The sequence below is a fragment of the Streptosporangium sp. NPDC003464 genome (assembly GCF_053588315.1).
Genome location: NZ_JBSFPS010000068.1, coordinates 1 through 13,484, shown reverse-complemented (window position 1 = coordinate 13,484; position 13,484 = coordinate 1). Strand labels below are relative to the sequence as shown.

Genomic DNA, 13,484 nt, shown 5'->3' with positions numbered 1-13,484 from the left:
GGTTCACTATGACCATTGCGCATCGGCGGTTTCGCAACCGCCGCTCTCATCGAAGCGCTGGGTCGCGGCTGCTTAGTGTTCCGAAGCCTCAGACGACCGATCAGTGAAACGCGAGGGACATGGCCAAGAAGGACGGCGCCATCGAGATCGAGGGCACTGTGGTTGAGTCGCTCCCGAACGCGATGTTCCGGGTGCAGCTCGACAACGGCCATAAGGTCCTGGCCCACATCAGCGGGCGGATGCGGATGCACTACATCCGGATCCTTCCTGACGACAGGGTTGTCGTCGAACTGAGCCCCTACGACCTCAGTCGTGGGCGGATCGTCTACCGATACAAGTAAGCGTCTGAGGGACGAATAAGGACTATGAAGGTCAAGCCGAGCGTCAAGAAGATCTGCGACAAGTGCAAGGTGATCCGCCGGCACGGTCGCGTCATGGTGATCTGCGACAACCTGCGCCACAAGCAGCGTCAGGGCTAGTCACAGATAACAGGTCTTGCAAGAGTCCGCTCCTGGTGGCGGGCTCGAGCCATGTGAGGCCGCAAAGTAATCGCGCTTCACACCTGCGAAGGCGGCCGGAGGCCGGACCACGCAGGAGACCCCCGGTCGGAGGCCGGGGCCCTCACCCCGGGCATGGGGAGGGGAAGTGAGGCGCAGGACCTCCGCCACAAAGAAGGAGAATGCCCGACCATGGCTCGCCTGGTTGGCGTCGACCTCCCCCGCGACAAGCGGCTGGAGATCGCTCTCACCTACATTTTCGGAATCGGCCGCACCCGTGCGCTCGAGACCCTCAAGGCCACCGGCGTGAACGGCGACCTCCGTGTCCACCAGCTCACGGACGAGGAGCTCGTCCCGCTGCGTGACTACATCGAGGCGAACTTCAAGATCGAGGGTGACCTCCGTCGCGAGGTTCAGGCCGACATCCGTCGCAAGATCGAGATTCAGTGCTACCAGGGCATCCGGCACCGCCGTGGCCTTCCCGTGCACGGTCAGCGTACGCAGACCAACGCGCGCACCCGTAAGGGCAAGAAGAAGACCGTGGCCGGCAAGAAGAAGCCCGGTAAGAAGTAGTCCGCGCAGCCGCAGGACCGAAGACCTCAGGAGTGAAGGCAAAGAATGCCTCCTAAGAGCCGCCAGGGTGCCCCGAAGAAGGTGCGCCGCAAGGAAAAGAAGAACGTCGCTCACGGGCACGCCCACATCAAGAGCACGTTCAACAACACGATCGTCTCGATCACCGACCCGAGCGGGAACGTGATCTCCTGGGCCAGCGCCGGCCACGTCGGGTTCAAGGGCTCCCGTAAGTCCACCCCGTTCGCCGCGCAGATGGCCGCCGAGAACGCCGCTCGCCGCGCCATGGAGCACGGCATGCGCAAGGTCGACGTCTTCGTCAAGGGCCCCGGTTCCGGCCGTGAGACCGCCATCCGTTCGCTGCAGGCGACCGGCCTCGAGGTTGGCTCCATTCAGGACGTCACCCCCGTGCCGCACAACGGCTGCCGTCCGCCCAAGCGCCGTCGCGTCTGACGCCCAGGAGAAGATAGAAAATGGCTCGTTACACGGGTGCGGACTGCAAGCTCTGCCGTCGGGAGAAGACCAAGCTCTTCCTCAAGGGCAAGAAGTGCGAGTCCGCGAAGTGCCCCATCGAGATCCGTCCTTACCCGCCGGGTGAGCACGGCCGCGGCCGTCCGAAGGAGTCGGAGTACCAGCTCCAGCTCCGGGAGAAGCAGAAGACCCGCCGCATCTACGGCATCCTCGAGAAGCAGTTCCGCAACTACTACGAGGAAGCCAACCGCAAGGGCGGCAAGACCGGCGAGAACCTCCTCCAGATCCTGGAGAGCCGTCTCGACAACGTGGTCTACCGCGCCGGTTTCGCCGAGTCCCGCGACGCCGCCCGCCAGCAGGTCCGTCACGGCCACATCCTGGTGAACGGCAAGAAGGTCGACATCCCGTCGTACCGCGTCCGCGAGCACGACATCGTCGAGGTCCGCGAGCGCTCGCGCAACCTTCTGCCCTACGAGGTGGCCCGCGCCACCTCCGGTGACAAGACGTTCCCGGCCTGGCTGGGCGTGGCCCCGGAGGCCATGCGCGTCCTGATCCACCAGCTCCCGGTCCGTCAGCAGATCGACACCCAGGTCCAGGAGCAGCTGATCGTCGAGCTCTACTCCAAGTAGTAGCTCACAGGGGTGCCGTGCGGTCCGCCGTACGGCACCTATGCTGTTGTTTCGAGCGGCGTCAAATAGCGGGCGCCGCCATGCAAGGGGAGATCCCACATGCTGATCGCTCAGCGGCCGACCCTCCTTGAGGAGTCCCTCGAGGAGACCCGGTCCAAGTTCATCATCGAGCCGCTGGAGCCGGGCTTCGGCTACACCATCGGCAACTCGCTGCGGCGCACGCTGCTGTCGTCCATCCCGGGCGCGGCCGTGACCAGCATCCGCATCGAGGGCGTGCTGCACGAGTTCTCGACCGTCCCGGGCGTCAAGGAGGATGTCACCGACATCATCCTCAACCTCAAGGAACTGGTCGTCTCCTCCGAGCACGACGAGCCCGTGGTGATGTACCTGCGCAAGCAGGGCCCCGGCGACGTCACCGCCGCCGACATCGCGCCCCCGGCCGGTGTCGAGGTGCACAACCCCGAGCTGCGCATCGCCACCCTCAACGGCAAGGCGAAGCTGGAGATGGAGCTGACCGTCGAGCGCGGTCGCGGCTACGTCTCCGCGGCGCAGAACAAGCAGCCGGGCCAGGAGATCGGCCGTATCCCGATCGACTCCATCTACTCCCCGGTGCTCAAGGTCACCTACAAGGTCGAGGCGACCCGTGTCGAGCAGCGCACCGACTTCGACCGTCTGATCCTGGACGTCGAGACCAAGCCGTGCATGAAGCCCCGCGACGCGGTGGCCTCGGCCGGTAAGACCCTCGTCGAGCTGTTCGGTCTCGCCCGCGAGCTGAACGTCGAGGCCGAGGGCATCGACATCGGCCCGTCGCCGACGGACGCGGCCCTGGCCGCCGACCTGGCGCTGCCGATCGAGGAGCTGAACCTCACGGTCCGCTCCTACAACTGCCTCAAGCGCGAGGGCATCCACACCGTGGGTGAGCTCGTGGCCCGCAGCGAGCAGGACCTGCTGGACATCCGTAACTTCGGTGCCAAGTCCATCGAAGAGGTCAAGCAGAAGCTGCACGAGATGACGCTCGCGCTGAAGGACTCCCCGCCCGGGTTCGACCCCAGCGCGGTGGCCGGCGGCGGCTACGACGACGACGACAGCGCGTACGTCGAGACCGAGCAGTACTGATTTTTCTGTAACGGGGATCGAGCGACTCCCCGGCCCGACCCCGGTACCTAGTACGGCCGGGGCGGGTTCACTCTCAAGGAGAACGAAATGCCTCAGCCCGCAAAGGGTGCCCGTCTCGGCGGAAGCCCGGCTCACGAGCGGCTGATCCTGTCGAACCTCGCCACCCAGCTGTTCCAGCACGGTCGGATCACGACCACCGTGGCCAAGGCCAAGCGCCTGCGCCCGCTGGCGGAGCGGCTGATCACCAAGGCGAAGAAGGGCGACATGCACAACCGTCGCCAGGTGCTGACCGTCGTCCGTGACAAGGGCGTGGTCCACCACCTGTTCACGGAGATCGCACCGACCTTCGCCGAGCGTCCCGGTGGCTACACCCGCATCACGAAGATCGGCGCCCGTAAGGGTGACGCCGCTCCCATGGCCGTCATCGAGCTGGTCTCCGAGCCGCTGAACACGGTCCGCACCGGCAAGGTCCCGGCCGCCGCTCCGGCTGCCGCCGAGGCCCCCAAGGCGGAGGAGCCCAAGGCCGAGGAGACCGCCGAGGTCACCGAGGAGCCGAAGGCCGCCGAGGAGAGCGCCGAGGCTCCCGCCGAGGAGACCGAGGCCGAGGCCAAGAAGGACAACGCCTGATCTTTCAGGTCCGGTGAACGGGCCCGGCGCTCCCTCGCGGGAGGTGCCGGGCCCGTTCCGTTCTCCGGGAGGAACATCGTGGTACGGCTGCGCCTGGATCTCGCATACGACGGCACCGACTTCTCCGGCTGGGCGAAGCAGCCGGGCCGGCGGACGGTCCAGGGGGAGATCGAGGGGGCGCTCGGCAAGATTCTCCGGCTCCCCGAGCCGCCGGCGCTGACCGTCGCCGGGCGGACCGACGCCGGCGTGCACGCCCGGGGTCAGGTGGCCCACGTGGATCTGGAGGCCGGGGCGTTCGAGGCGCTGGAGACCAGGCACAGCCGCCGGGCCGTCGCCTCCACGGGGGGCTCGGCCCCCGGGAGGGCCGCCGCCTCCGGGCCGGCCTCTGAGACCGGCTCCGGCTCCGCGACGGCTCCCGCTTCCGCGACGGCTTCTGTCCCCGCGACGGCTCCCGCTCGCGGGGCGGACTCCGGCGCCGGGGCGGACCCTGGGGCCGCCTCCGCCCGGATGGCGGCCGACTCCCTCTCCGCGACGGCCGCCGGCTCCGGGACCGGGATCCCGGCGGACATCGATGAGAGGCTCTCCAGCCTCCGTAGACGGCTGGCCGGGGTTCTGCCCCCCGATGTCAGGATTTATCGCGTTACGGTGGCTCCTGAGGGCTTTGACGCACGATTCTCCGCGATGTCACGGCGCTACGCCTACCGGGTCTGCGACGCTCCGGGCGGCGTCGACCCGCTCCGCCGCCGCGAGGTCCTCTGGTACGCCCGGCCGCTCGACCTCGACCGGTTGAACGCGGCCGCGGCCGCCCTGCTGGGCGAGCACGACTTCGCCGCCTTCTGCAAGAAGCGCGAGGGCGCGACCACGATCCGCGAGCTGCAGCGGCTCGACTGGGTCCAGGAGGACGGCCTCCTCGTCGCGACAGTGGTGGCCGACGCGTTCTGCCACTCGATGGTCCGGGCCCTCATCGGGTCGCTGCTGCCCGTCGGGGAGGGACGCCTCCCGGTGGACTGGCCCGGACAGGTGCTCACGCGGGCCGTACGGGACTCCGGGGTGCACGTGGCACCGGCGCATGGCCTCTGCCTGGAGGAGGTGCGCTACCCCGGGGCCGGGGAGCTGGCCCGGCGGGCCGTGGAGACCCGCCGGGTGCGCACGCTCAGCGTCTGACGGACGCCTGGCTCAGCTCGTCACGCGGCGCTCGATGACCTTGGTGGTCTGGTCGCGGAAGGCGCCGCTGACCTTGCCGAGGTTTTTCTCCTTCGCCGTCGGGGTGTGACCGTCGCTGAAGGTGGCGTAGCTGAACACGATGTAGCGGCCCCACACCAGCCCGGCCGCGTAACCGCCCGCGATGTGCACGCGCTCGGCGCCGGTGCCCGGGGTGCCCGGCAGGCCGCGGAACCACAGGTTGCTGCCGAGGTTCTTGGCCTGGTCGACCTCGACGGCGGACTCCCGGGTGGGCAGCACCGCGATCCCCGTGGTCACGGCGTACTTCCGCTTGCTGTCGACGTATGTGGCCCGCAGCACCCGGCGGCAGTCCTTGCTGCGCAGCGCGCTGGCGAACTTGCCGGCCGCCGCCTTCTGGCACTGCTGGGTGACGTCGGTCTTGACCCGGACGAAAGTCGTCCCGGCCAGGGTGACCTTCTTGCTGAAGGCGTCGGCCACGGTCATCTTGCCGGGGTCGGTCTTCTCGGAGTTGAGCATCGTGGTGTTCACCGGTTCGGGCTCGTCCGGAGCGGGATCCTCGGTGGGGTCGACGGCCTCGGGGGTGGAGACCGCCGACGGGGCCGCGCCGGCGGTCTCCTTGCCGCTGAACGACTGGTAGGCGAAGAAGGCGCCGGTGCCGATGCCGCCGACCACGACCGCCACCACGGCCGCGATCAGCAGGGTGGCGGTCCTGCTGCGGCCCGGCGGGGCGGGGGGAGCGGCCACGACCTCGGACACGACCGCCGAGGGCGGGGTGAACGGGCCGCGCAGCTCCATGACCCCGGTCGAGGGCCCCGACTGCGGTGCCGCCGGCGCCGTCGACGCCGGGACGTTCGGGAACGGCGGAGCGATCATCGGTATGCCGCCCGGCGGGGTGGGCTGGTCCCCGGGCGGCGGTGGCAGCGCCGGCATCTCGGGTTCGGGGGACCGCGCGGCCGAGTCGGCGGACTGGTCCGCTGGAGCGGGGGACGGCGCCGGGGTGCCGGTGACGGACTCAGCGGACGGCGGGGGCGCCTGGGGCGTCGGCTCCGGCTGGGAGGCCGGGCTCTGCGCGGCGGGCGCGGGCACCGAGGGCTGGGTGGCCGCTCCGGGCGCGGGCAGCGGGACGGGAGGCTGAGCGCCCGCTCCAGCCACGGTGGGAGCGGTGGAGACATCCGGCCCCGGAGGGGTGAGGGCGGCGTCCGGCCCGGACGGTGGCACCGGGCCGGAGACGGCTCCCGAGGCGTGGGCATGCGGGTCCGGCCCCGGAGGGGGCGGGGGGCTCGCGGGCCCCTGGTGACCCGGTACGGCGGACATGGCCGCACGGACGTTGACGGTGTTCTCGTCGAGGCCGTCCGGGTCGGGCGGCCAGACGGCGACGTCACCGGCCCCGCCCGGACCGGCGGCCGTCTCATCGGAGTCGGACCAGACCGGCTCACCGGTGGCCGCGGGCCACTGCGGGGTGCCAGGGGCGTCCGGAGAGGAGGGCCACACCTGCATGCCCGCGGCGGCGGCCGTGAAGGCCGGCGGCGGCTGCCACGGCGGTGCCCCGGGCACGATCGGCGCGTTGGACAGCGGTGGGGCGCCGGGCGGCCCGGACGGCCCCGGAGGCGCGGACGGCCCCGGCCACTGCGCTCCGGAGGGACTGGACGGCCCGCCGGGTGCGGGCGGCCCTGACCACTGCGGCCCGGACGGGTTGGACGGGCCGGGTGCTGGTGGTCCGGAGGGCCCGCCGGGCATGGGCGGCTCGGCCCACTGCGGGGCGGAGGGTCCGCCGGGTGCGGGCGGCCCTGACCACCGCGGTCCGGAAGGGCCGGGGACGGGTGGGGGTGGCCCGGACGGGGTGCCGGGTGCGGAGGGCTCGGCCCACTGCGGGGTGGAGGGGTTGGACGGGCCGGGGGCGGGTGCGCCTGCCCATGGTTGGGGTGCCGGTCCGCCGGGGACGGGTGGCCTGGACGGAGTGCCGGGTGCGGAGGGCTCGGCCCACTGCGGGGCGGAGGGTCCGCCGGGCATGGGCGGCTCGGCCCACTGCGGGCCGGAGGGGTTGGACGGGCCGGGGGCGGGTGCGCCTGCCCATGGTTGGGGTGCCGGTCCGCCGGGGACGGGTGGCCTGGACGGGGTGCCGGGTGCGGAGGGTTCGGCCCACTGTGGGGTGGAGGGTCCGCCGGGTGCGGAGGGTTCGGCCCACTGTGGGGCGGAGGGTCCACCGGGCGTGGGCGGCCCTGACCACTGCGGTCCGGACGGGCCGGGGGCGGGTGCCGCCGTCCACGGCGGAGGAGCCGGCTCGCCGGGGGCCGGGGAGCCGGCCCAGGGCGGGAGCTGGGGGTCCGGGCGGGGGAGGTCGGACCGCGCCGGCCCCGGTGGCTCCGGAGACGCGGGACGGTCAGGCCGCGGCGCGCCGGGCCACGGGGTGGGGAGGTCGTCCTCGGGGTCGGCGAACCAGTCGTAGGGGGCGCCGTTGTCACCGGGGACCGTCCACGGCTGGGTGGTCCCGGGTGCCGGCGTCGGCCACGCCGAGGGGTCGTAGGGCTGATCGTCACCTGTGAGATCGGTCTGGGGCACGTGCGGCGAAGGCTGGCCGAAACTCGGCGGAGGCGTCGCCGGTGCGGCCGAACCCTCGGCTACGCGTTCGTGCTCGGACCCGGATTCCTGGCCACGCATACGTCGAAGCGTAGCGATAGCCGGAGATCGTCATGCGGGTATGGGCGTTCCCGGCCGTATCGCCCGCCGGTTCTGCGGCGGAAATCGAGGGGGACAAGCCACCGCTCAGGGCCGTCTCCCGGTCAGCGAGCGGGACTCCAGAGCGGGCGAGACGGTGGCGTCGGCGGCCCCGAAGGCCGCCTGGTTGAGCTTCTTGACCTCGGTCTTCTTCGGCAGGTGGCCGTCCTTGTACTGGAACCAGACCATCACGGCGTAGTGCCCGTGGGTCCATCCGCCCGCGAACGCCTCTCCCGTGCCGAGAAATTTGGTGACTTTATCCTTGCCTGGAAGCGCCTTGAGGTATTCCTCCCGGGACTTGCCGGCTCCGACCGAGACGACCTTGGAGGCCGCCGCCGACGTCCTGAGGTTGGCGACCCCCACGGTGCCGATGATCTTTCCTGAGGCGTCGCGGAAGCTGGCGCGCAGGATCTGGGTGCACTTGCCCGCGGTGAGGGCCTTCTGCAGCTTGCTGCCCACCACGGCGTCCTTGCACTTCTTGTCGAGCCTGCTGATGGTCATCAGGTAGCGCCGGCCGCCGTGTGACACATTCGCGCGCTTGAACACCTCCTTCAGCGTCAGCGGATAGGGGTCGGTGGTGCGGGAGGCGGCGAACCCGAACTTGTCGCCCGGGTTGTTGGGGACCGGCGCGTTGGAGATCCGGGACGGCGGGCTCGCCGTAGCGGACTGCGGGGCCGGGTCGGAGTTGGCGAGCATGGCCAGGCCGACGCCTCCGGCGACCAGCACGCCGAGCGCGCCGACCGCGATGAAGATCGGCCGCCGGGAGCGCGGGCCCTCGTCGTAGGGGCTCCACATCGCCTGCCGGGGCTCCTGCGGCGGCTCCTGCCGCCCGGGCCGGGCGGGCCTGGCCGGCGTCGCGGGGCCGTCCGGGCCGCGGCCGTGGGATCCGGCCTCCGGGCCATGGCCGTACGGCCCGGCGTCGAAACCGTCCGGGCCGTGGCCGTGGGGCGCCTCCGGGCCATGGCCGTACGGCCCGGCGTCGAAACCGTCCGGGCCGTGGCCGTGGGGCGCGTCCGGGCCGCGGTCGTACGGCCCGGCGTCGAAACCGTCCGGGCCGCGGCCATGGGGAGCGGCGTCGAAACCGTCACGATCGCGGCCGTAGGGCGCGGCACCGGGGCCGCCGGGACTGTGGCCCTGCGGTGCGGGCTCGAACCAGCGCTCACCCTGTGCGGGTGGCGACGCGTCAGGCTGGACGTACGGCTGGCGGCGCGGCGGCTCCCCGGGAAAACCCATGCGCCGAGACTAGCCCGGGATCGGAGCCGATTGGCTCAGGAGTAGCCGAAGTCCTGTGTCCACCAGGGACCGCCCGGGCCCTCCATCGTCCCGACGCCGGTGGCGGTCAGCTTGCAGTTGAGGATGTTGCCCCGGTGGCTGCTGGTGGCCATCCAGCTCCGCACCGTCTCGGTGGCCGAGGCGTAGCCGCGACCGATGTTCTCCGCGCCTCCGTCGCGGTAGCCGGCGGCCTCCATCCGCTCCCAGGGCGAGGCGCCGTCGGGGGAGTTGTGGGAGAAGGTGCCGCTCTTGGCCATCTCCTCCGAGTGGCTCCTGGCCGAGGCGACCAGCCGCCTGTCGACGCGGAGCGGAGCGCAGCCGTGCCGCCGGCGCTCGGCGTTGGTGAGGCGGATGATCGCCTTCTCCATCGCGGTCAGGGGGGTGGAGACGGCGGAGGTGTCCGGTCCTCCCTCGCCGTTGAGGATGTAGTGGGAGTCGCCGTCGGCGTATTCGTCGAGCGGGTCGCGGGCGGCCCGGGTGGTGCGTGGTGTGGGCTGCCGCGTCGTCGTCACGGGGGTGGCGGAGGGACGGGCGACCCGGGCGAGCGGGGCGCGGCGGCCGAGCCGTCCGGCGGTCGCGGCGGTGGGCGTCGGCTCCGTCGGCCCGGCGTTGTTCAGGTAGATCTGGCTGGGGGTCTCCTCGCCGCGGCTGCCACGGCCGATGAGGAAGCCCAGCAGCAGCACCGTCATGAGGCACGCGAACAGCCCCATGCGGCGCAGGCTGGTCCGCTGGGCATGCCGGGGGTGAGTGGGCTGCCACATACCGCTGTCAAAGATAGAGATGTTTGCTTTGAGGAAGAAGAGAATGTCGAGAAAGTGTCGGAACCGTTCTGTGCGGGCCGAGTGTGCCGTTCCCGACCAGTCCCCTGTCGCCGGTAGACTGCCCAGGGACACCGGCTAAGAGTCGCGTCTTTTTGACCCATGCTCGTCCGCGCCGGTATCCTGCTAGTTCGTTGTGTGCGAATTGGTCTCCCTCAGCAGACCGATACGCGGCGCGTCCGGCGTCATCTCCCTTCAGGGAGACGGGAGGTCCGGGCTGTCGTGTGCCCGCACCTACCGACCACGTTGCTGTCAGTTCCGACAGCGCCGAAGACGCGAGCAAAGAAGGCATACGACCGTGCGCACGTACACACCCAAGCCTGCCGAAGTCGAGCGTCAGTGGCACATCATCGACGCCACCGACATCGTGCTTGGCCGGCTGGCCAGCCACGTCGCGATCCTGCTTCGCGGTAAGCACAAGCCGACCTTCGCCAACCACGTCGACACCGGTGACTTCGTCATCATCATCAACGCCGACAAGGTTGCGCTGACCGGCAACAAGCTCGAGCAGAAGAAGGCCTACCGTCACTCGGGCTACCCCGGTGGTCTGCGTTCGGTGACCTATGGCGAGCTCATGGAGAAGCGCCCCGACCGCGCCGTCGAGAAGGCCGTCAAGGGCATGCTCCCCAAGAACGCCCTCGGCCGGAAGATGATCAAGAAGCTCAAGGTCTACGCCGGCTCTGAGCACCCGCACCAGGCCCAGCAGCCGGTGCCCTTCGAGCTCACCCAGATCGCCCAGTAGTCGCTAGCTGCTTATCGCCAGCAGCGTTGGCCGACGGCCGACGCCGAGTAGGAAAGTAAGAGGAGAACCGTGGCTGAGTCCACCGGTGTCGAGACGCCCATCGAGGCCGAGCAGGAGTACTCCCCGGAGGAGTTCCCCTCCGAGTACACCTCCGAGTCCACTGTCAGCGGCGAGGCCGCCGTCCGTAAGCCCATCACCACGGGCAACTCCTACGGCACGGGTCGCCGTAAGGAGTCCGTCGCCCGCGTCCGCATCGTGCCGGGCACCGGCAAGTGGACGATCAACGGCCGCCCGCTTGACGGCTACTTCCCGAACAAGGTCCACCAGCAGATCGTCAACGAGCCCTTCGTGGTGCTCGGCGCCGAGGACCAGTTCGACGTCATCGCCCGCATCAGCGGCGGCGGCGTGACCGGCCAGGCCGGTGCCCTGCGCATGGGCCTCGCCCGCGCGCTGGCCATCCTGGACGTCGAGGTCAACCGTCCTCCGCTGAAGAAGGCCGGCTTCCTGACCCGTGACGCCCGCGCCACCGAGCGCAAGAAGTACGGTCTCAAGAAGGCCCGCAAGGCTCCGCAGTACAGCAAGCGTTAAGTTGGGGCGCCTTTTCGGCACCGACGGGGTACGTGGGGTCGCGGGGAGCGACCTCACGGCCGAGCTCGCCATGGACCTGTCCGTGGCCGCGGCTCATGTCCTCGGCGATGCCGGGGCGTTCAATGCCAGCGCCGGGCGGCACAGCCGCCCCGTCGCCGTCGTGGGCCGGGACCCGCGGGCTTCAGGAGAATTCCTGGAGGCCGCTGTGGTCGCCGGCCTTGCGTCGTCTGGCGTGGATGTTCTCCGGCTCGGCGTGCTGCCCACCCCGGCGGTCGCATACCTCACCACGGCTCTCGGAGCCGACATGGGCGTGATGATCTCCGCCTCCCACAACCCCGCCCCGGACAACGGGATCAAGTTCCTCACCCGCGGCGGCTACAAGCTGCCCGACGCGGTGGAGAACGAGATCGAGCAGCGGCTCGGTGAGAAGTGGGAGCGCCCTGTCGGCGCTTCGGTCGGCCGCGTGCGCGACGCGCACGGCGAAGCCGACCGTTACGTGTCCCACGTGCTGTCCACGCTCTCCGGTGACCTGACCGGCCTGAACGTGGTCCTCGACTGCGCCCACGGCGCCGCCCACACGGTGGCCCCCGAGGCGCTGCGCAGGGCCGGCGCGACGGTGGAGACCATCGGGGCGCGCCCCGACGGCCTCAACATCAACGCCGGGGTGGGCTCCACCCACCTGGACAAGCTCCAGCAGGTCGTCGTCTCCCGCAACGCGGACGTCGGGATCGCCTACGACGGCGACGCCGACCGCTGCCTGGCGGTCTCGCACACCGGCGAGGTGGTCGACGGCGACCAGATCATGGCCGTGCTCGCCCTGGCGATGCACGCCCGGGGGGAGCTGGCGGGAGACACCGTGGTCGCCACGGTCATGTCCAACCTGGGCTTCAAGCTCGCGATGAAGAACGCGGGCATCGACGTGGTCGAGACCGCCGTGGGCGACCGTTACGTGCTGGAGGCCATGAAGGCCGGCAGCTACAACCTCGGCGGGGAGCAGTCCGGTCACGTCCTCATGCTCGACCACGCCACCACCGGAGACGGTCTGCTGACCTCGCTCCAGCTGCTGGCGGTCATGGCGCGTGAGGGCCGGTCGCTGGCGGAGCTGGCGTCGGTGATGACCCGGCTGCCGCAGATCCTGATCAACGTCAAGGACGTGGACCGGGCGAAGGCCTCGGTTCCGGAGCTGTCGGCCGCGGTCGCGGCGGCGGAGTCGGAGCTGGGGGAGACCGGCCGGGTGCTGATCCGCCCGAGCGGCACCGAGCCGATGATCCGCGTCATGGTCGAGGCCGCCTCGGCCGAGCAGGCCGAGCTGATGGCGGGCCGTCTGGCGGACGTCGTCCGTACGGCCTGCGTCTGAACACGCCCGTGACCCTCGCCCGGCGCGCGCCGGGCGAGGGCAGGGTGGCTGGAGTTCATCGCTCGGTCAAGGTGTGGGACGGCCGGGCCGGACGACGGCCACGGCCGCCCCGCCGTACCAGGGCACTCGCTGCCGCGCCCCCCTTTGGCGGGCAGCCGTGGAACGGCGCCGTTCGGGTGGGTTGAGTGTGCAATGTCCCGCTGCCGCCGTGGCGGCACCGCCGTCACCGCCGCATGAGCCGCGGCCGCCGATGTGTCCCCATCCTGCGCCACGCCGACATTTCTCCTTCGTTGACACGCAAAGTGGCTGATCGGAAACTCTGAGTGATCGCGGTGGAGATCCTTCCGAGGACGCCACCGGCGGACAGAGACGAGGCTCCCTTCCAGGGACGCCGCTGGCGAACGGATGAGGGACGAATGCTGGCATCCTGCACAGTTCGGCGGGCGCTTTCCAGACGGCCCGTGCCCGTAGGCGCGTCCGTGGTCACGGCGGCCGGTCCGACGGGCTGATCCCCGCCCGCTCCCCAGCGCCCGTCGAGGGCGCTCCCTGCCTCCGCCGGCTCCTGCCGAGCACGCGGCCCTCACCGAGACGGGCCGGGCCGGACCGTCGTCACACCCGGCCGGTCGGCACCGGCGGACGCCCCGGGGTCCGCAGGCCACCGCGGTGCCCTGTCCGCGAGGGCCCCGCGGGCGGAGAGCCGTCACCGTCATGAGCAATCAAGGGATTGGCGTTCCTTTGTCCATCGCTGTCCCCGTCCCCGGCCTGGCCGAGGTGGCGGACCCGCGGGTGGGAACGGTCATGGGCGCCGCCAGGGCGACTGGAACGCCCTCCACCGCGACCTGTACGGCGACCTCGTCTTCCCCCTGCAGGTCGTCATCGGCCTGGACGAGCCCGGCGTCG

At 70.9% G+C, this 13,484-nt stretch carries 15 protein-coding genes; 12 read left to right on the top strand and 3 right to left on the bottom strand.

Annotation, left to right across the window (positions count from 1 at the left end; genetic code table 11):
- Positions 1-119 precede the first annotated feature (119 nt).
- The 8 genes from infA (at position 120) to ACWDS7_RS17330 (ending at position 5,074) form a co-directional block, all read left to right on the top strand.
- The gene (infA, locus tag ACWDS7_RS17365; protein ID WP_012887858.1) at positions 120-341 is read left to right on the top strand and encodes a translation initiation factor IF-1; all 222 of its coding nucleotides are present in this window, start codon (positions 120-122) and stop codon (positions 339-341) included.
- Positions 342-365: 24 nt separating this feature from the next.
- Entirely contained in the window at positions 366-479 is a 114-nt protein-coding gene (gene rpmJ / locus ACWDS7_RS17360; RefSeq protein ID WP_003956441.1) for a 50S ribosomal protein L36, read from the top strand.
- A gap of 210 nt (positions 480-689) precedes the next feature.
- On the top strand, positions 690-1,070 hold the full coding sequence (gene rpsM, locus ACWDS7_RS17355; RefSeq protein ID WP_306859572.1) for a 30S ribosomal protein S13: 381 nt from the start codon (positions 690-692) through the stop codon (positions 1,068-1,070).
- Positions 1,071-1,115: 45 nt separating this feature from the next.
- Positions 1,116-1,520, top strand: coding sequence for a 30S ribosomal protein S11 (gene rpsK / locus ACWDS7_RS17350; protein WP_012887860.1), 405 nt, complete (start codon positions 1,116-1,118; stop codon positions 1,518-1,520).
- A gap of 20 nt (positions 1,521-1,540) precedes the next feature.
- Complete coding sequence (gene rpsD / locus ACWDS7_RS17345; RefSeq protein WP_012887861.1) at positions 1,541-2,167, top strand: 30S ribosomal protein S4; 627 nt, start codon at positions 1,541-1,543, stop codon at positions 2,165-2,167.
- Between the two features lie 99 nt (positions 2,168-2,266).
- Entirely contained in the window at positions 2,267-3,283 is a 1,017-nt protein-coding gene (locus ACWDS7_RS17340; RefSeq protein ID WP_189793355.1) for a DNA-directed RNA polymerase subunit alpha, read from the top strand.
- Positions 3,284-3,370: 87 nt separating this feature from the next.
- A complete protein-coding gene (rplQ, locus tag ACWDS7_RS17335) occupies positions 3,371-3,910 on the top strand; it encodes a 50S ribosomal protein L17 (RefSeq protein WP_306859564.1) in 540 nt (179 codons plus the stop codon).
- A gap of 303 nt (positions 3,911-4,213) precedes the next feature.
- Positions 4,214-5,074 (top strand): tRNA pseudouridine synthase A, encoded by an 861-nt coding sequence (locus ACWDS7_RS17330; RefSeq protein ID WP_451930109.1) that lies wholly within the window; start codon positions 4,214-4,216, stop codon positions 5,072-5,074.
- A gap of 12 nt (positions 5,075-5,086) precedes the next feature.
- Here ACWDS7_RS17330 and ACWDS7_RS17325 read toward each other — a convergent pair whose 3' ends face one another.
- From ACWDS7_RS17325 to ACWDS7_RS17315, 3 genes are all read right to left on the bottom strand, one after another.
- Complete coding sequence (locus ACWDS7_RS17325; protein ID WP_451930103.1) at positions 5,087-6,646, bottom strand: hypothetical protein; 1,560 nt, start codon at positions 6,644-6,646, stop codon at positions 5,087-5,089.
- 1,209 nt (positions 6,647-7,855) lie between these two features.
- A complete protein-coding gene (locus ACWDS7_RS17320; protein ID WP_451930102.1) occupies positions 7,856-9,040 on the bottom strand; it encodes a hypothetical protein in 1,185 nt (394 codons plus the stop codon).
- 35 nt (positions 9,041-9,075) lie between these two features.
- Positions 9,076-9,840 (bottom strand): CAP domain-containing protein, encoded by a 765-nt coding sequence (locus tag ACWDS7_RS17315; protein WP_451930101.1) that lies wholly within the window; start codon positions 9,838-9,840, stop codon positions 9,076-9,078.
- 355 nt (positions 9,841-10,195) lie between these two features.
- Between ACWDS7_RS17315 and rplM the strand changes: the two genes are divergently transcribed.
- From rplM to ACWDS7_RS17295, 4 genes are all read left to right on the top strand, one after another.
- On the top strand, positions 10,196-10,639 hold the full coding sequence (gene rplM / locus ACWDS7_RS17310; protein WP_012887869.1) for a 50S ribosomal protein L13: 444 nt from the start codon (positions 10,196-10,198) through the stop codon (positions 10,637-10,639).
- Between the two features lie 69 nt (positions 10,640-10,708).
- Entirely contained in the window at positions 10,709-11,227 is a 519-nt protein-coding gene (gene rpsI / locus ACWDS7_RS17305) for a 30S ribosomal protein S9 (RefSeq protein WP_306859554.1), read from the top strand.
- Position 11,228: 1 nt separating this feature from the next.
- Positions 11,229-12,584 (top strand): phosphoglucosamine mutase, encoded by a 1,356-nt coding sequence (gene glmM / locus ACWDS7_RS17300; protein ID WP_306859552.1) that lies wholly within the window; start codon positions 11,229-11,231, stop codon positions 12,582-12,584.
- A 668-nt stretch (positions 12,585-13,252) separates the two neighbouring features.
- On the top strand, positions 13,253-13,484 hold a 232-nt coding region (locus tag ACWDS7_RS17295), incomplete at its 3' end, for a 2OG-Fe(II) oxygenase (RefSeq protein ID WP_451930108.1).